The organism is Mycobacterium colombiense, from assembly GCF_003284975.1.
GTDB lineage: Bacteria > Actinomycetota > Actinomycetes > Mycobacteriales > Mycobacteriaceae > Mycobacterium > Mycobacterium europaeum_A.
Genome location: NZ_QMEU01000018.1, coordinates 36,524 through 53,212, shown reverse-complemented (window position 1 = coordinate 53,212; position 16,689 = coordinate 36,524). Strand labels below are relative to the sequence as shown.

Below are 16,689 nucleotides of genomic sequence, written 5' to 3'. Positions count from 1 at the left end.
AGGCCGGGGGGCTGTGGCTTGGCGAACTACAACCGGTGAACGGGAAGGACTTGGAGCGTCCATGACGACGACTGAGCCAAGGACCGAGCCGCTGAAGAAGCAGGGCTCCGCCGACAGGGAGGGCGAAATGGCCGCTCCGCAGCGCCCTAGGAAAAAGGGGTTTTTGGCGCGTTTCTGGCTGGTGCTCACGATCGCGGCTGTCGTCGCGCTGTCGGGATTCGTCGTGTACCGATTGCACGGCGTCTTCGGCGTCCACCGCGGTTCGTTCGGTGGCGGCACCTCGGGCGAGGTGCTCGACGAGTTCAACGCCAAGACGATCACGCTCCAGGTCTGGGGCCCACCGGGCAGCACGGCAACCATCAACTACCTCGACGAAAACTCCCACCCACAGCAGGCCCTCAACGTGCCGTTGCCCTGGAGCAAAGTATTGAGTTCAACGAAGCCCGGTATCCCGGCAAACCTGGTGGCGCAAGGAGACGGCAGTTGGATCGCCTGCCAATTCGTGGTGAACAAGCACGACGGGAGTGGTGACGTCATCAAGACTCCGAATCGCTCAGATCCCAACCAAACCGTCAACGCCTTCGTCTATTGCCTGGACAAGTCAGCATGAGCGAACCAGCCGAGGTTCCGCCGCGCGTCGACCAGCCGCTGATCCCGCCGTTCCTGCCGCGGATGATCCACCGGCTGGCGCTGCCGATCGTCCTGGTGTGGTTGGGCATCGTGTTCGTCACCAACACCGTGGCCCCGCAGCTGGAGGTCGTCGCCAAAACCCACTCGGTGTCGATGAGTCCCACCGACGCGGCGTCCTTTCAGTCGATGATGAAGGTCGGATCGACGTTCAAAGAGTTCAACTCCGACAACTCGGCCATGATCTTGCTGGAGGGCGACAAGCCACTCGGGGCCGAAGCGCACCGCTACTACGACGAGATCGTCAGGCGCGTCGAGCAGGACAAGAAGCACGTTCAGCACGTCCAGGATTTCTGGAGTGATCCGCTGACGGCGGCGGGTTCCCAGAGCCACGATCAAAAGGCCGCGTACGTCCAGGTTTACCTCGCCGGCAACATGGGGGGCGGGCTGGCGAACGAGTCCGCCGCGGCCGTCCGCAAGATCGTGGACTCGGTGCCCGCGCCGCCGGGAATCAAGGCCTACGTCACCGGCGCGGGCCCGCTGTTCGCCGATCAGTCCCACGCGGGTGAGAAGGGCGTCGCGAAGGTCACGCTCGTCACCTTCCTGGTGATCATCGTGATGCTGCTGTTCGTCTACCGGTCGATCAGCATCGTCCTGATCATGCTGGCCATGGTGTTCATCGAGCTGGCAGCGGCCCGCGGTGTCGTCGCGACGCTCGGTAACTACGGCGTCATGGGGCTGTCGACGTTCGCCAACAACATGCTGGTGCTGATGGCGATCGCCGCCGGGACGGACTACGCGATCTTCGTGGTCGGCCGCTATCACGAGGCCCGCGGGCTGGGCGAGACCCGCGAACAAGCGTTCTACACCATGTTCCACAGCACCGCGCATGTCGTGCTGGGATCGGGCCTGACCATCGCCGGCGCGATGTACTGCCTGAGCTTTTGCCGGCTGCCGTACTTCCAGTCGCTGGGGGTTCCTTGCGCGGTCGGCATGTTGGTCGCCGTGTTGGCGGCTTTGACGCTGGCTCCGGCAATACTGACGGTTGCGTCGTTCTTCAAGCTCATGGATCCGAAGCGCACGCTGCAGACCCGGGGCTGGCGTCGCATGGGCACCGCGGTAGTCCGCTGGCCCGCACCGGTTCTCGCGGTGACCGTCGCGATCGCGCTGGTTGGACTGCTCGCCCTGCCCGGTTACAAGACCGACTACGACAACCGCCACTTCCTGCCGGCGGACACCCCGGCCAATGTCGGTTATGCCGCCGCGGACCGGCACTTCGACCAGGCTCGGCTCAATCCTGAGCTGTTGATGATCGAGACCGATCACGACCTGCGTAATCCGGCCGACTTCATCGTCCTGGACAAGGTCGCCAAGGCGGTCTTCCACATCCCCGGTATCGGTCGGGTGCAGACCATCACCCGGCCGTTGGGCACGCCACTCGACCACAGCACCCTCGGTTTCCAGATGGGTGCGCAGGCCGCAGGGCGAATCCAGACCCAGCACTATCAGGACGAGCAGGCGGCAAACCTGCTCAAGCAAGCCGACGAGCTGCACAAGACGATGGCAACACTGCATGAGCAGATGCAGGTGACCCAGGATCTCAGCAACACGACGCACGAAACCACCAGGCTCACCAAGGAAACCGTGCAGATCACCGAGAGGTTGCGCGACGACATCGCCAACTTCGACGACTTCCTCCGGCCGATACGTAGCTACTTCTACTGGGAGAAGCACTGTTACGACATCCCGGTCTGCTGGGCACTCCGGTCGGTCTTCAACGCGCTCGACGGCATCGACCAGGTGGCTGAGAACATCGTGAACCTCAGCGCGAACCTGGACAAGCTGGACAAGATTCAGCCGAAACTGGTCGCGCTGATACCGCCGCAGATCGAGAGCCAGCAGCGCAACCTCGACACCATCATGTCGAACTATGCGATCACGCAGGGCCTTAACGAACAGGCGAGAGCGCAGTCCGACAACGCCACCGCGCAGGGCGACGCCTTCGACAAAGCGAAAAACGACGATACGTTCTACCTCCCGCCGGAGGCGTTCAAGAGCCCGGATTTCGCGCGAGGTCTCAAACAGTTCATCTCGCCGAACGGGCACGCCGTCCGGCTGATCATCTCCCATGAAGGCGACCCGGCGACTCCTGAAGGCATCAACCACATCGAACCGATCAAGCAGGCCGTGCACGAGGCGATCAAGGGCACTCCCTGGGAAGGCGCCAAGGTCTACCTCGGCGGCACCGCCGCGACGTACAAGGACATGCACGACGGCTCCAACATCGACCTGATGATCGCCGGAATCGCCGCGGCCACTTTGATTTTCATCATCATGCTGGTGATCACCCGAAGCGTCGTGGCGGCCTTCGTGATCGTCGGTACCGTGTTGCTGTCGCTGGGCGCCTCATTCGGACTCTCCGTGCTCTTGTGGCAGTACATCCTGGGCATGAAGTTGCACTGGATGGTGCTGGCGATGGCGGTCATCCTGCTGCTGGCGGTCGGCTCGGACTACAACCTGCTGCTGATATCGCGGTTCAAAGAGGAAATCCACGCCGGGCTCAAGACGGGGACGATCCGCGCAATGGCCGGTTCGGGCTCGGTGGTGACCTCCGCCGGTCTGGTCTTCGCCGCGACCATGGCCACGTTCATGTTCAGCCCGCTGCTGGTGATGGCCCAGGTGGGTACGACGATCGCGCTGGGTCTGCTCTTCGACACCTTGATCGTGCGGTCGTTCATGACCCCGTCGCTGGCCACCCTGCTCGGGCGCTGGTTCTGGTGGCCGCAGCACGTGCGTCCGCGGCCGGCCAGCACCATGCTGCGACCGTACGGACCGCGTCCCGCCGTGCGCGAGTTGATCCTCAACGACGTCGACGAGCACCCACCGGGCGGAGTGGTCCAACCGCGCTGATCTTCACGCGCGCACACCGACCGGTCTCGCGACGACCGCGCTACTGACGGAGCTGGGTCACGCGCAAGGCGTGACTGAGCTGGCGTACCGGTACGCCGCAGGTCAGGCAGTAGGCGTGCGGGCTGGACCTGATCTGGTCCACCTGCCGCAGCACCTCGATCTGCAGGTCGCGCAGGCAGCAGGTGCACACGATGCCGACGATGTTGCCGAGCGGGTCCGCGCCGGGCCGGTTGCAGCCGTCCACGGCGTGGCGGTGCACGACGTGGGTGGCGCGGCTGGTGCAGCCGCCGTCGGCCTGACAGGTGAGGTCGTGCCAATCGAGCTGCGCCAGGATGTCGGCGACGTCGTCGCGATGGGACCCGCCCCGGGGTGGCTGAGCGTCTGTGCTGTGCATGGCACGACTATCCCGCGGCGGCGCGCAACGCACCATCCGGTCAACGGGTGATTGTCATGTCCCCCGATCGGGGGACGAACAACGTCGAGGCCGTGCTGATACAGGCCTCAAAGAGACGACGCGCCGGACGACGATCCGTTCCGGGCGCCGTCACCGGTTTACTCGACCGACCCTAGCCTTGTGGGGGGTCGACCCGACCCTTGACGGGCCCGGGCCACCCAGGCGGACCAGTGGGCTCGGCCCAGTCCCAGACCGACATGTCGCCGGGCGGGTACTGGTTGCAGATGTCGGTGGCCTTGGCCACCACGCCCTTGTTGTTCCAGAAGATCTTCATGTGGTTGGGCCAGGCCACCCACAGCGGGTCGGACACCGGCGCATAGAAGTTCTCGGAGTAGTTGCGGCGGTCCTGCGGTGACAGCGAGTAGAACCAGTGCGCCTTGTCGATGGTCGCCTGCTGGACGTTCGGGTGGTTATCGAAGTCGATCATGTACCGCTGGTAGTACACCGGGCTGGTGTCGCGGGCGGCCGCCAGAATCTGCTCGGCGTCACACGTCGTGTTGATCATCCGGCGGGGGACCGGGAAGTCCTCCGTGGAATCGGCTACCGCGGTCGACGGAAAGATCGCAGCGGTAATACCCAGAGCAAGGAACGCGGCGCCTGCACGCAGGCCAGCACTCAGCCGAGACATAGCTGTTACGGTAGCACTTTTTGGCCCGTCCGGAACATTTCCCAGCTCACTGCCAGGATTTGGCTAGTGCATCTCAGTATCAGTCGCGATCAGGGACGATGACGTGCTCTGGATCGGGCCGCAGCTCCGGCGGGGCCTGGCTGTAGTCGCCGAACGGGCCGTCGCGGCGCTCGATCGCCGCGCGCACGCCGTCGGCCTCGGCGGTCTTGATGAAGGCCAGCGCGTCGGGGGTGTTGCGCATCAGGCCGTCGAGAATGCCGCCGAGCGTCTGGGTGGACGCCAGCCCCATGTTCTCGTAGGCCTGGTTGACGATCAGCTTCTGGGCCTGCAGCTGCGACAACGGGATCTGCGAAAGCTCGGCGGCGATCTCGGCGACGCGGGCCTCCAGCCGCTCGAACGGCACCGCCTCGTTGATCAACTCGATCTCCGCGGCCTGCACGCCGGTGAGCGGCCGGCCGGTCAGCGAGTGCCACTTGGCCTTGGCCAGGCTGAGCCGGTAGAGCCACATCCCGGTCAGATACGCCCCCCACATCCGGCTGTAGGGTGTGCCGATCACCGCGTCCTCGCTGGCGATGACGAGGTCGGCGCACAGCGCGTAGTCGCTGGCCCCGCCCACGCACCAGCCGTGCACCTGGGCGATCACCGGCTTGGACGCCCGCCAGATGGCCATGAACTTCTGAGTCGGGCCGGTCTCGCGGGCGCTGACCATCGCGAAATCCTTGCCCGGATCCCATTTCCCGTCGGTCATCATGGCCTCGCCCCAGTGCTGGAAGCCGCCGCCGAAGTCGTAGCCGCCGGAGAACGCCCGGCCCGCACCGCGCAGCACGATGACCTTGATGCCTTGGTCGCGCTCGGCCAGCCCGATCGCGGCCTCGATCTCGTCGGGCATCGGCGGCACGATCGTGTTGAGCTGGTCCGGGCGGTTCAGCGTGATGGTGGCCACCGGGCCGGCCGTCCTGTACAGCAGCGTCTCGAAGTCACGGATCGGCATGGCGTCCTTATGGGTCGGGCTGACGGTTCTCCGGCGAGGACGCGTAGATTCGCCCGCCGATCTTCAGGTACGGCGTGGTGAGGTAGGCCGAGAAGGCGACGATGGCGGAAAACACCGCCGCCGCGAGCACGCCGTTCGGCCAGAGTTGCCCGGTCCCGACCGCAAAGCAGACAATGCCGATGGCCGCGGTCGCCCAGTAGAATCGCCGGCCGGCGCGACGGTGCTTGACGAAGCGATAGCGCGCCTGTGCCGCCGAGGCCAGGATGAAGATCAATCCCGTCGCCAGCAGGGTGAGTTCGATGCGTTGGATCGCGGACACGTCGACGATCCTATGGCCGGGCGAGCGTCTGCCATAGGAACGAATAGGTCAGCGCGGACTTGAACGCCACCTGCTCGTTGTCCGCGGCGCCGGCGTGCCCGCCCTCGATGTTCTCGTAGTAGAAGACCTGATGACTGGCGGCCTCGAGTGCTGCCGTCATCTTGCGGGCATGCCCCGGGTGCACCCGGTCATCGCGGGTGGAGGTGGTCATCAGCACCGGCGGGTAACGGCGCGTCGCCGAAATGTTTTGATACGGCGAGTATTCGGAGATGAATGCCCAGTCATCGGGGTTGTCGGGGTCGCCGTATTCGGCGACCCAGGAGGCGCCGGCCAGCAGCAGGTGGTATCGCTTCATGTCCAGCAGGGGCACGCTGCACACCAGCGCGCCGAACCGCTCTGGGTACTGCGTCAACATGATGCCCATCAGCAGGCCCCCGTTGCTGCCGCCCTGCGCCCCGAGCTGCTCGACCGTGGTGATGCCGCGATCCACCAAATCGGCTGCGACGGCGGCGAAGTCCTCGGCCACCTTGTGCCGGCCCTCCCGCATCGCCTGGGTGTGCCAGCCGGGACCGTATTCGCCCCCGCCGCGAATGTTGGCCAGGACGTAGGTGCCGCCGCGGGCCAGCCACAACCGGCCCAGCACCCCGCTGTAGCCCGGCGTGTTCGACGATTCGAAGCCGCCGTAGCCGTAGAGCAGGGTGGGCGCCGGCCCGTCGGCGGGCTGCGGACCGCGCACCACAAAATAGGGGATCGACGTGCCGTCCTGCGACGCGACGAAGTTCTGTGTCACCGAGATGTTTTCGGCGTCGAAGAAGGCCGGCGCGGACTTGATCTGCTCGAGCCGGCCGTCGTCGGTTCCGCGCATCAGCCGCGACGGCGAGTCGAATCCGCTGGAATCCAAGAAGAATTCGTCGCCGGTGTCGTCGGCGGAGACGACGACGGTATTGGTCGCGGCGGGAATCCCGGCCACCGGCTCGCGTCGCCAGTCGCCTAGTGACGATCGCAAGCGTGGCGGAGCCGGGCGCAGGAGATCGTCACGCGATGGCGGCGTGACGATCGCCACGCGGCTGGCGACGTCGGCGAGTGTGACAATCAGCAGCCGGTCTTTGGTCCACGCGTAGTGGTTGAGCGCGGTGTGCTCGTCGGGTTCGAACACCGCCTGCAATTGCGCTGTGCCGGAAAGGAATTCCTCGTAATTCGCGGCCAGCAGCGACCCGGCGGTGTAGGTGTCCTCACCCAACGACCAGTCGCTGCGCAGCTCGATCAACAGCCACTCGCGGTGCAGGCTCACGCTGGCGTCGGTGGGCGCGTCGATGCGGATCATTTCCGACCCGCGCAGCTCGTAGACCTCTTCGTTCCAGAAGTCCAAGGCGCGGCCGATCAGGGTGCGCTCGAACCCGGGGATCCGGCTGACGCTGGCCACCACGTTGACGTCGGAGCGAGATCCCTCGAAGACCGTCTCGGCGTCGGCGAGGGGGGTGCCGCGGCGCCACCGTTTGACCACTCGTGGATAGCCGGAGTCGGTCAGCGAATCCTCGCCGAAATCGGTGCCGACCAGCACGGTGTCCGGATCGGCCCAGCTGACCTGCGACTTGGCTTCGGGTAGCGCGAACCCGTCGTCGACGAATTTCCTTGTCTCGATGTCGAATTCGCGCACGATGGAGGCGTCGGAGCCGCCGCGGGAGAGGCTGACCAACGCGCGGGTGTATTCCGGGTAGATGACGCCCGCGCCGGCCCACACCCACTTCTCGCCGTCGGCCCGACCCAGCTCGTCGACGTCGATCAGCACGTCCCACTCCGGGGAGTCGGTGCGATAGCTGTCCAGGGTAGTGCGCCGCCACAGCCCGCGGGGGTTGGCCGCATCGCGCCAGAAGTTGTAGAGGTACTCGCCGCGGCGGACCACGTAGGGGATGCGCGCGTCGGTGTCGAGCACCTCGAGCGCCTCGATGCGCATCCGCTCGAAATTCTCGTCCCGAAAGCGTGCCAGTGTCGGCTCGTTACGCGACCGCACCCAGTCCAGCGCCTCGTCGCTGGTGATGTCCTCGAGCCACAGGTATGGGTCGTCAGCCATGACCGCCATTGTGGCGGACCGTCAGGCGAGGCTCGTGACGGTGGCCAGCCAGGGCAGTTCGAGCGCGCCGTCGCGTTGGTACGGCGCCACCGCCGGCGCCAGCGTCGCGCGGACGGCTTCGATTTGCCCGGTGGGCAGCGAGCCGACCAGTTCCGCCACGGGTCCGGCGACCGCCGTGACGTGGTCCCAGTAGTCGTCGAGGCCGTCGAACCGCATGACGCCGCTGAGCTGTTCGACCGTGACGTCGTCGAAGCCGTTGGCGGCCGCCAACGCGCGGTTGGTTTCGGGGGTGGACAGGGAGAACAGGCCCCCCGGCGCGAAGGCGTCACCGGGTGGTGGGACGCCGTTTTGCAGCAGCGCCGCCACGAGCTGGAAGATCCACGGGTTGTCCTGCGGCGGACCCCACGTCGCGTAGGCGCACCGGCCGCCTTGCCGCAGCACCCGCCGGATCTCGGCGATCGCGCGGCCCTGCTCGGGCACCAGCATCAGCCCGAACCGCATGAGGACCCCGTCGACGCTGGCGTCGGGCAGGTCGATCTGTTGTGCGTCGAGGACGCGGCATTCGACGTTGGCTACACCCCACTCGGCGGCGCCGCGGCTCGCCGCCGCGACCATCGCGGGCGCGAAGTCGCTGCAGATGAGGCGTCCGGTCGGTCCGAGCCGGGCGGCGGCGAGGAAACCGGTCTCGCCGGGGCCGGCCGCCAGCTCCAGGACGGTCTGGCCGGGCTGCGGATCGACCTGCTCGACCAACCACTCCGACACCGCGAGCACATCGGAGAAGAGGCGGTCCCGATACCGGTCCCAGCCCGGGGCGACCGAATTCCATTGACGCAAGGCGTCTGCCGCCGAATTGGCTTCGGGCATCGCTCAACACCTCATGCTGTGGGTTCGGCGCCCACTCTACGGCCGGGCGCGGCGGTAGTGTGAGGTGTGTTACAAGAGGAGAAGCGAGGAGACGGGCAATGACTGTTTTCGCACGTCCGGGTTCCGCCGGGGCGCTGATGTCGTACGAATCCCGGTACGAGAACTTCATCGGGGGCGAGTGGGTGGCGCCGGCCAAGGGTCGGTACTTCGAGAACCCGACCCCGGTCACCGGGCAGCCGTTCTGCGAGGTGGCCCGCTCCGATGACGCCGACATCGACAAGGCGCTCGACGCCGCGCACGCCGCCGCCCCGGCGTGGGGCAAGACGGCACCCGCGGAGCGCGCGGCCATCCTGAACAAGATCGCCGACCGCATCGAGGAACACACCACGGCGCTGGCGGTGGCCGAGGTCTGGGACAACGGCAAGCCGATCCGCGAGGCGCTGGCCGCCGACATTCCGTTGGCCGCCGACCACTTCCGCTACTTCGCCGCGGCGCTGCGCGCGCAGGAGGGCGCGCTGAGCCAGATCGACGACGACACCGTCGCCTACCACTTCCACGAGCCGCTCGGTGTGGTCGGGCAGATCATCCCGTGGAACTTCCCCATCCTGATGGGTGCCTGGAAACTGGCGCCCGCGCTGGCGGCCGGCAACGCGGTGGTGCTCAAACCCGCTGAGCAGACACCGGTTTCGGTGCTTTACCTGATGTCGCTCATCGGCGACCTGCTCCCGCCGGGCGTGGTCAACGTCGTCAACGGGTTCGGCGCCGAGGCCGGCAAGCCGCTGGCGTCGAGCAACCGGATCGCCAAGATCGCGTTCACCGGCGAGACCACCACCGGGCGGCTGATCATGCAGTACGCGTCCCAGAACCTCATCCCGGTCACGCTGGAGCTCGGCGGCAAGAGCCCCAACATCTTCTTCTCCGACGTGCTGGCCAAGGCCGACGACTACCAGGACAAGGCGCTGGAGGGCTTCACCATGTTCGCCCTCAACCAGGGCGAGGTGTGCACGTGCCCGTCGCGCAGCCTGGTCCAGGCCGACATCTACGACGAGTTCCTCGAGCTGGCCGCGATCCGCACCAAGGCGGTCCGGCAGGGTGATCCGCTGGACAGCGAGACCATGCTGGGGTCGCAGGCGTCCAACGACCAGCTGGAAAAGGTGTTGTCCTACATCGAGATCGGCAAGGACGAGGGCGCCAAGGTGATCACCGGCGGCGAACGCGCCGAGCTCGGCGGCGACCTGTCCGGCGGCTTCTACATGCAGCCCACCATCTTCAGCGGCAACAACAAGATGCGGGTCTTCCAGGAGGAGATCTTCGGGCCGGTGGTCACGGTGACGTCGTTCGCCGATTACGACGACGCGATCTCGATCGCCAACGACACCCTCTATGGCCTGGGGGCCGGGGTGTGGAGCCGCGACGGCAACACCGCATACCGGGCCGGGCGCGACATCCAGGCCGGCCGGGTGTGGGTGAACTGCTACCACGTCTATCCGGCCCACGCCGCGTTCGGCGGCTACAAGCAGTCCGGCATCGGCCGGGAGAACCACAAGATGATGCTGGACCACTACCAGCAGACCAAGAACCTGCTGGTGTCGTATTCCGAGAAGGCGCAGGGTTTCTTCTGATGGTTCCGCCCCCAGGGGTGGTCATCACCGCCCCGGCCGCCGAGGTGCTGGCGCGGCTGCAGGCCGCCCACGGCCCGGTGATGTTCCACCAGTCCGGTGGCTGCTGCGATGGGTCGTCGCCGATGTGTTATCCGCTCGGAGATTTCCTGATCGGCGATCGCGACGTCTTGCTCGGCGTCCTCGACGTCGGGACAGACGGTGTGCCGGTATGGATTTCGGGTCCGCAGTACACCGCCCACTATCGCGACAAGCACACCCAACTGGTCATCGACGTCGTGCCGGGCCGCGGGGGCGGGTTCAGCCTGGAGGCACCCGACGGGGTGCGGTTCCTGTCCCGCGGCCGCGTCTTCACCGACGACGAACGGGCCGCCCTGGCCGCCGCGGCGGTGATCACCGGTGCGGATTACCAACGCGGTGAACGCCCCCCGGCGCGGGGTCCGGTGGTGGCCGACGCGGCGTCGTCAACGTGCCCCCCGCGCCGGTAGCCGCAGTACAGTCGAGAAAGTGATCCCCCTTCCGCGTCCCTGGCTGTTGGCCAGCGCCATGCTGATCGGCAGTGCGGTCGGACTTTTGGCGGGCGTGGCGTGCACCCTGGCGATTCACTCCAGCGTTCGCCCGGGCGTCGCCATCGCCGCGGTGGCCGGCATCCCCAGCGTCGTGGGGCTGGCGACGATCCTGTTCTCCGGGCGCCGGTGGGTCACCATGCTCGGGGCGTTCCTGCTGTCGGTGGCGCCGGGCTGGTTCGGTGTGCTCGTCGCGCTGCGGGTGACCGCCGGTGGCTGACGACAAGGACGCCTCGAGCCCCGGCACCGAGGCGTTCGTACCGGACTTCTCGGATGACGAAGACGACTCCGAGCACACCGGCACCCAGTCCTGGGTGCCCGATTTCGATGACGACACCGGCGAGCACCCCGCGGTGGCCGAGCCGGAGGCCGCTGCCGGACCAACGGCGGACGCGACGCTGACGCCGGAGGGTAGCGAGCAGAAGTCGCCCGATCCCGTCGGCCCCGTCCAACCGATCAACGTGCCCGGCCGGTATCTCTATCTTCGGTGGTGGAAGCTGGCCCTGGTGCTGCTGGGTGCGTGGTCCGCGGCGGCGGTGATCGGGCTGGGACTGTTCTCTTGGTGGTATCACTCGTCCGATAAGACGACGGCGCTGTTCGTCGTCCTGGCCTACCTGGTGGTGTGCATCGTCGGCGCGGTGATGCTGGCGATGACCGAAGGCCGGCCGCTGATCTCGGCGCTCGCGGTGGCGCTGATGTCCGGGCCGTTCGCGTCGCTGGTCGCCGCGGCACCCCTGTACGGCTACTACCACTGCGAGCGAGTGGGGCACTGTCTGGTCGGTGTCATTCCCTATTGACGGCTCGCCCGGGCGGCCGCCAGACCCCGCGGCCAACTAGGGTGGGCTCGTGACTTCTCACTATGACGTCGTCGTCCTCGGGGCCGGTCCCGGCGGATATGTCGCAGCCATACGTGCCGCACAGCTGGGGCTGAGCACCGCGGTGGTCGAACCGAAGTACTGGGGTGGCGTCTGCCTCAACGTCGGGTGCATCCCCTCCAAGGCCCTGCTGCGCAACGCCGAACTCGCCCACATCTTCACCAAAGAGGCCAAGACGTTCGGCATCAGCGGCGAGGCGACCTTCGACTACGGAGTCGCGTTCGACCGCAGCCGCAAGGTGGCCGAGGGCCGCGTCGCCGGGGTGCACTTCCTGATGAAGAAGAACAAGATCACCGAAATCCATGGCTACGGCCGCTTTACCGACGCCAACACGATCGCCGTCGAGCTCAACGAAGGCGGCACGGAGACGGTGACTTTCGACAACGCCATCATCGCCACCGGCAGCAGCACCCGCCTGGTCCCCGGCACGTCGCTGTCGGCCAACGTGGTCACCTATGAGGAACTGATCCTGTCCCGCGAGCTGCCGGAGTCGATCATCATCGCCGGTTGCGGGGCGATCGGCATGGAATTCGGCTACGTGCTGAAGAACTACGGCGTCGACGTGACCGTCGTCGAGTTCCTGCCGCGCGCCCTGCCAAACGAGGACGCCGATGTCTCCAAGGAGGTCGAGCGGCAGTTCAAGAAGCTGGGCGTCAAGATCATGACCAGCACCAAAGTCGAGTCGATCTCCGACAACGGCTCCGAGGTGACCGTGGTGGTCAGCAAGGACGGCAACTCCCAGGAACTCAAGGCCGCAAAGGTGTTGCAAGCCATCGGTTTTGCGCCAAACGTCGAGGGTTACGGTCTCGAGGCGGCCGGCGTCGCGCTCACCGACCGCAAGGCCATCGGAATCACCGACTACATGCGGACCAACATCGAGCACATCTACGCCATCGGCGATGTCACCGGAAAGTTGCAGCTGGCCCACGTCGCCGAGGCTCAGGGCGTGGTGGCGGCCGAAACCATCGCCGGCGCAGAGACTTTGGCGCTCGGTGACTACCGGATGATGCCGCGCGCGACGTTCTGCCAGCCCAACGTCGCCAGCTTCGGGCTCACCGAGGAGCAGGCCCGCGAGGAGGGCCACGACGTGGTGGTGGCGAAGTTTCCGTTCACCGCCAACGGCAAGGCCCACGGCGTGGGTGACCCCAGCGGATTCGTCAAGCTGATCGCCGACGCGAAATACGGTGAGCTGCTGGGTGGACACCTGGTCGGCCACGATGTGTCCGAGTTGCTTCCGGAGCTGACTCTGGCCCAGAAGTGGGACCTGACCGCTACAGAGCTGGCCCGCAACGTCCACACCCACCCGACCATGTCCGAGGCGCTGCAGGAATGCTTCCACGGCCTGACCGGGCACATGATCAATTTCTGAGTAAGAGATATGCGCACCGTCACCCCCCAGGCCCTCGCGGGTGCCGTCGGTGGCCTGGCGACCGGTTATGTCCTGTGGCTGCTGGCCATTTCGAACGGCGACAACGCGACCGCCGGCCACTGGGGCCCTTGGGTGCTGCTGGCGTCGGTGGTGCTTGGGGTCGGCGCCGCGCTGTGGGGCTTGCGGCAGCGCCGGCGGGGCAAGCGGCCGTGGGCGGCGTTCGCCTTCGCGCTGCCGGTGCTTCCCGTGATATTGACGCTGGCCATCCTCGCCGACGTCTACCTGTAGCTAGCGCGGATGGTCCAGCGGAATCTCGAGCGCTGACATGGTCGCGGCCAGACCATCGTATTGGCTTGCCAGCAAACAGAATTCGATCAGCTGCCGCCGATCCAGGTGGGCGGCCAGCGCCTGCCAGGTCTCGGCGGTGACGGTCCGGTCCTTGACGAACTCGTCCGTCGCCGACAGCAGCGCCTGCTGACGCACCGTCAGGCGCGCATCGACCGGGTCCAACCGCTGCGGCCACGCGAAGATCGCGGCCTGCAGATCGGCGTCGAGCCCGGCGGTGCGCGCCATCCGGCGATGGTGCTGCAACTCGTATTCGCACGCGCGCAGGTGGGCGACGCGCAGGATCACCAGTTCGGTGTCGATGGTCGGGAGCTTGCCGCGCAGCAGCCGGCCCCCGTAGGCCAGCCAGGTCCAGAACAGTAACTGGCGCTGCCCCAGGGTGGTGAACAGGTGCATCTGCGGGGCTCGCACGGTGCGCGCACCCAGCTTGGCGATCACCCAGTTGATCGGCCCCAGTTCGCGGAACCGCCCCGGCGGGATGCGGCCGTTCGCCGGCGCGCTCACGGCTGCGTTACCAGGTAGGGCGACACCGTGCTGCGGTGCTCGTCGAGATCGAGTGCGCGGCCGAGCGCGGGGAAGGCGCGCTGCGGGCAATTGTCGCGTTCGCAGACCCGACAGCCCGCGCCGATCGGTGTGGCCACTGTTCCTGGTTCCCCCGAGACGTCGAGTCCCTCCGAGTAGACCAGCCGGTGCGCGTGGCGAAGCTCGCAGCCCAGGCCGATCGCGAAGGTCTTACCCGGCTGACCATACCGGGCCGCGCGCCGTTCCACGGTGCGGGCCACCCACATGTAGTTGCGGCCATCGGGCATTTGGGCGATCTGCACCAGGATCTTGCCCGGGTTGGCGAACGTCTCGTAGACATTCCACAGCGGGCAGGTGCCTCCGCTGGAGGAGAAGTGGAAACCGGTGGCGGACTGACGTTTTGACATGTTCCCGGCCCGGTCGACCCGGACGAACGAGAACGGCACGCCGCGCATCGACGGCCGCTGCAACGTCGAAAGCCGGTGTGCGATGGTCTCGTAACTGATCGAGTAGAACGACGACAGCCGCTCGACGTCGTAGCGAAAATTCTCCGCGACGTCGTGGAACTGGCGGTAGGGGAGCACGGTGGCCGCGGCGAAGTAGTTGGCCAGCCCCAGCCGGGCGAGGGTGTGTGACTCGTCGCTGGTGAACTTGCCCTCCTCGACCAAAGTGTCGATCAGATCGCCGAATTCGAGGTAGGCCAGTTCGGCGGCCATCTTGAACACCTGCTGCCCCAACGACAGGTGGTTGCTGAATTCCAGCGTCTTGGTTTTGGGATCGAAGCGGTGCAGCACGGTGTCGCCCAGATCGATCCGCCGGTTGATGTGCACGCCGTGCACCTCGGTGAGCCGCCGGGTCAGCTCGCGCGCCAGATCCCCGTGGTGCAACCGCATCTTGATGGTCAGATCCTCGGCGGCGGTGTCCAGCTCGTGCAGGTAGTTCTGTCGTTGGTAGAAGTAGTCGCGGACTTCCTCGTGCGGCATGGTGATCGACCCGCTGCCGCTGCCGTCGGAGTACCGCTCCTCGGTGGCGGCCGCGAGCTGGGCCGTGGTGATCCGGTAGCGCCGGTGCAGGTTGACCACCGCGCGGGCCAACGCGGGATGGGCGCTGACCATCTCGGCGACCTCGGTGGGGTCGACGTCGATGTCCAGGTCACGGTCCATGGTGACCTCACGCAGCTCGGCGACCAGCCGGGTGTCGTCCTGGGAGGAGAAGAACGTCGCATCCACCCCGAACACCTCGGTGATGCGCAGCAGCACGGCCACGGTCAGCGGGCGGACGTCGTGCTCGATCTGGTTGAGGTAGCTCGGTGAGATCTCCAGCATCTGAGCCAGCGCGGCCTGGGAGAACCCGCGTTCGTTGCGAAGCTGGCGAACGCGGGACCCGACGAACGTTTTGGACACGTCTCCGAGGTTACCGGCCTTGCGAAGATGGGAGTTCGCAGACTTGGCAATGCCTGCGGTCGCGTCGGGATTGGTGTTCGACGCACCCCGTTGGCATGATTCGAGCGGGGCCATAGGCCTTAGCCTGGGGTAACCACAAGGAGGAAACGGGAGCGACGCGGTGAGCCTGGATAAACAACTGATGCCGGTGCCCGACGGTCACCCTGACGTTTTCGACCGCCAGTGGCCGTTGCGGGTCGGCGATATCGACCGCACGGGCCGGTTGCGGCTGGACGCCGCGGCGCGCCACATCCAGGACATCGGCCAGGACCAGCTGCGCGAGATGGGCTTCGAGGAGACCCATCCGCTGTGGATCGTCCGGCGCACCATGCTCGACCTGGTCCGACCGATCGAGTTCAACGACATGCTGCGCCTGCGTCGCTGGTGTTCGGGCACGTCGAACCGGTGGTGCGAGATGCGGGTCCGCATCGATGGCCGCAAGGGCGGGCTCATCGAGTCCGAGGCGTTCTGGATCAACATCAACCGCGACACCCAGATGCCCTCGCGCATCGCCGACGACTTCCTGGCCGGCCTGCACAAGACCACTTCCGTAGACCGGCTGCGGTGGAAGTCGTATCTCAAGCCGGGCAGCCGCGACGACGCGGTCGAGATCCACGAGTTTCCGGTCCGGGTCACCGACATCGACCTGTTCGACCACATGAACAACTCCGTGTACTGGAGTGTGATCGAGGACTATCTGGCGTCCCATCTGGAGCTGATGCGGACCCCGCTGCGCGTCACCATCGAGCACGAGGCGCCGGTGGCGCTGGGCGACAAGCTGGAGATCATCTCGCACGTCCACCCCGCTGGGTCCACCGAACAATTCGGTCCCGAGCTGGCCGATCGAACTGTTACAACGCTCACATATGCCGTCGGCGACGAGGCGAAAGCCGTCGCCGCGATCTTTGCTCGCTAACAGGACAAGCGTCCCGGTTAATTTGCGGTGTGACCTGCGGCTTTGGGGTTACCGGCGGGTAGCTTCTGAAACGGTTAAGTTTGTTCGCGACTTAACAAGCTTCGCAAAATCGGTCGGCCCCGTTGCTTAAATTGGCAACTGAAACGGGTGGACCAGCCCGTACGAGCTGTG

The 16,689-nt window shown here is 66.4% G+C and carries 17 protein-coding genes; 9 read left to right on the top strand and 8 right to left on the bottom strand.

Annotated features, from left to right (window positions below; translation table 11 throughout):
• The first annotated feature begins 61 nt into the window (after positions 1-61).
• Both DQP58_RS09180 and DQP58_RS09175 read left to right on the top strand, forming a co-directional pair.
• A complete protein-coding gene (locus tag DQP58_RS09180; protein ID WP_112708104.1) occupies positions 62-610 on the top strand; it encodes an MmpS family transport accessory protein in 549 nt (182 codons plus the stop codon).
• The gene (locus tag DQP58_RS09175) at positions 607-3,537 is read left to right on the top strand and encodes an RND family transporter (RefSeq protein WP_112708103.1); all 2,931 of its coding nucleotides are present in this window, start codon (positions 607-609) and stop codon (positions 3,535-3,537) included. The genes DQP58_RS09180 and DQP58_RS09175 overlap by 4 nt, the downstream gene beginning before the upstream one ends.
• Before the next feature lie 40 nt (positions 3,538-3,577).
• Here DQP58_RS09175 and DQP58_RS09170 read toward each other — a convergent pair whose 3' ends face one another.
• The 6 genes from DQP58_RS09170 to DQP58_RS09145 all read right to left on the bottom strand — a co-directional run bounded on the left by DQP58_RS09170 (position 3,578) and on the right by DQP58_RS09145 (position 8,864).
• Positions 3,578-3,931, bottom strand: coding sequence for a hypothetical protein (locus DQP58_RS09170; RefSeq protein ID WP_112708102.1), 354 nt, complete (start codon positions 3,929-3,931; stop codon positions 3,578-3,580).
• A gap of 172 nt (positions 3,932-4,103) precedes the next feature.
• Complete coding sequence (locus DQP58_RS09165) at positions 4,104-4,619, bottom strand: DUF5078 domain-containing protein (RefSeq protein ID WP_112708101.1); 516 nt, start codon at positions 4,617-4,619, stop codon at positions 4,104-4,106.
• A 79-nt stretch (positions 4,620-4,698) separates the two neighbouring features.
• Positions 4,699-5,610 carry a crotonase/enoyl-CoA hydratase family protein gene (locus DQP58_RS09160; protein ID WP_112708100.1) on the bottom strand — a complete coding sequence of 304 codons (912 nt, stop codon included), beginning with the start codon at positions 5,608-5,610 and terminating at the stop codon, positions 4,699-4,701.
• 7 nt (positions 5,611-5,617) lie between these two features.
• Positions 5,618-5,929: a hypothetical protein gene (locus tag DQP58_RS09155; RefSeq protein ID WP_066868448.1), complete on the bottom strand. Its 312-nt coding sequence runs from the start codon at positions 5,927-5,929 to the stop codon at positions 5,618-5,620.
• 10 nt (positions 5,930-5,939) lie between these two features.
• On the bottom strand, positions 5,940-8,000 hold the full coding sequence (locus tag DQP58_RS09150) for a prolyl oligopeptidase family serine peptidase (protein WP_240629685.1): 2,061 nt from the start codon (positions 7,998-8,000) through the stop codon (positions 5,940-5,942).
• Positions 8,001-8,021: 21 nt separating this feature from the next.
• Positions 8,022-8,864, bottom strand: a complete 843-nt coding sequence (locus DQP58_RS09145) for a class I SAM-dependent methyltransferase (RefSeq protein WP_112708098.1) — start codon at positions 8,862-8,864, stop codon at positions 8,022-8,024.
• Between the two features lie 98 nt (positions 8,865-8,962).
• Between DQP58_RS09145 and exaC the strand changes: the two genes are divergently transcribed.
• Genes exaC through DQP58_RS09115 form a run of 6 tightly spaced genes read left to right on the top strand, consistent with a single transcriptional unit; the run spans position 8,963 to position 13,581 of the window.
• Positions 8,963-10,486, top strand: coding sequence for an acetaldehyde dehydrogenase ExaC (gene exaC, locus DQP58_RS09140; protein WP_112708097.1), 1,524 nt, complete (start codon positions 8,963-8,965; stop codon positions 10,484-10,486).
• Positions 10,486-10,971 (top strand): DUF779 domain-containing protein, encoded by a 486-nt coding sequence (locus tag DQP58_RS09135; protein WP_112708096.1) that lies wholly within the window; start codon positions 10,486-10,488, stop codon positions 10,969-10,971. The genes exaC and DQP58_RS09135 overlap by 1 nt, the downstream gene beginning before the upstream one ends.
• A 19-nt stretch (positions 10,972-10,990) precedes the next feature.
• Positions 10,991-11,269, top strand: coding sequence for a putative holin (locus DQP58_RS09130; RefSeq protein ID WP_205869382.1), 279 nt, complete (start codon positions 10,991-10,993; stop codon positions 11,267-11,269).
• Positions 11,262-11,846 carry a hypothetical protein gene (locus DQP58_RS09125; protein ID WP_112708094.1) on the top strand — a complete coding sequence of 195 codons (585 nt, stop codon included), beginning with the start codon at positions 11,262-11,264 and terminating at the stop codon, positions 11,844-11,846. Before DQP58_RS09130 ends, DQP58_RS09125 begins: the two co-directional genes overlap by 8 nt.
• A gap of 49 nt (positions 11,847-11,895) precedes the next feature.
• On the top strand, positions 11,896-13,293 hold the full coding sequence (lpdA, locus tag DQP58_RS09120; protein ID WP_112708093.1) for a dihydrolipoyl dehydrogenase: 1,398 nt from the start codon (positions 11,896-11,898) through the stop codon (positions 13,291-13,293).
• Between the two features lie 9 nt (positions 13,294-13,302).
• The gene (locus DQP58_RS09115) at positions 13,303-13,581 is read left to right on the top strand and encodes a hypothetical protein (RefSeq protein WP_112708092.1); all 279 of its coding nucleotides are present in this window, start codon (positions 13,303-13,305) and stop codon (positions 13,579-13,581) included.
• On the opposite strand, the gene DQP58_RS09110 is transcribed toward DQP58_RS09115, so the two are convergent.
• Both DQP58_RS09110 and ramB read right to left on the bottom strand, forming a co-directional pair.
• Positions 13,582-14,142, bottom strand: coding sequence for a carboxymuconolactone decarboxylase family protein (locus DQP58_RS09110; protein ID WP_112708091.1), 561 nt, complete (start codon positions 14,140-14,142; stop codon positions 13,582-13,584).
• The gene (ramB, locus tag DQP58_RS09105) at positions 14,139-15,563 is read right to left on the bottom strand and encodes an acetate metabolism transcriptional regulator RamB (protein ID WP_112708124.1); all 1,425 of its coding nucleotides are present in this window, start codon (positions 15,561-15,563) and stop codon (positions 14,139-14,141) included. The genes DQP58_RS09110 and ramB overlap by 4 nt, the downstream gene beginning before the upstream one ends.
• 160 nt (positions 15,564-15,723) lie before the next feature.
• Between ramB and DQP58_RS09100 the strand changes: the two genes are divergently transcribed.
• Positions 15,724-16,518, top strand: a complete 795-nt coding sequence (locus tag DQP58_RS09100; RefSeq protein ID WP_112708090.1) for an acyl-[acyl-carrier-protein] thioesterase — start codon at positions 15,724-15,726, stop codon at positions 16,516-16,518.
• Positions 16,519-16,689: the final 171 nt, after the last annotated feature.

Bases quoted from the DNA above. Each gene is read 5' to 3' on its own strand.
- DQP58_RS09180 (WP_112708104.1), top strand. From the start codon at position 62: ATGACGACGACTGAGCCAAGGACCGAGCCGCTGAAGAAGCAGGGCTCC.
- DQP58_RS09175 (WP_112708103.1), top strand. From the start codon at position 607: ATGAGCGAACCAGCCGAGGTTCCGCCGCGCGTCGACCAGCCGCTGATC.
- DQP58_RS09170 (WP_112708102.1), bottom strand. From the start codon at position 3,931: ATGCACAGCACAGACGCTCAGCCACCCCGGGGCGGGTCCCATCGCGAC.
- DQP58_RS09165 (WP_112708101.1), bottom strand. From the start codon at position 4,619: ATGTCTCGGCTGAGTGCTGGCCTGCGTGCAGGCGCCGCGTTCCTTGCT.
- DQP58_RS09160 (WP_112708100.1), bottom strand. From the start codon at position 5,610: ATGCCGATCCGTGACTTCGAGACGCTGCTGTACAGGACGGCCGGCCCG.
- DQP58_RS09150 (WP_240629685.1), bottom strand. From the start codon at position 8,000: ATGGCTGACGACCCATACCTGTGGCTCGAGGACATCACCAGCGACGAG.
- DQP58_RS09145 (WP_112708098.1), bottom strand. From the start codon at position 8,864: ATGCCCGAAGCCAATTCGGCGGCAGACGCCTTGCGTCAATGGAATTCG.
- exaC (WP_112708097.1), top strand. From the start codon at position 8,963: ATGACTGTTTTCGCACGTCCGGGTTCCGCCGGGGCGCTGATGTCGTAC.
- DQP58_RS09135 (WP_112708096.1), top strand. From the start codon at position 10,486: ATGGTTCCGCCCCCAGGGGTGGTCATCACCGCCCCGGCCGCCGAGGTG.
- DQP58_RS09115 (WP_112708092.1), top strand. From the start codon at position 13,303: ATGCGCACCGTCACCCCCCAGGCCCTCGCGGGTGCCGTCGGTGGCCTG.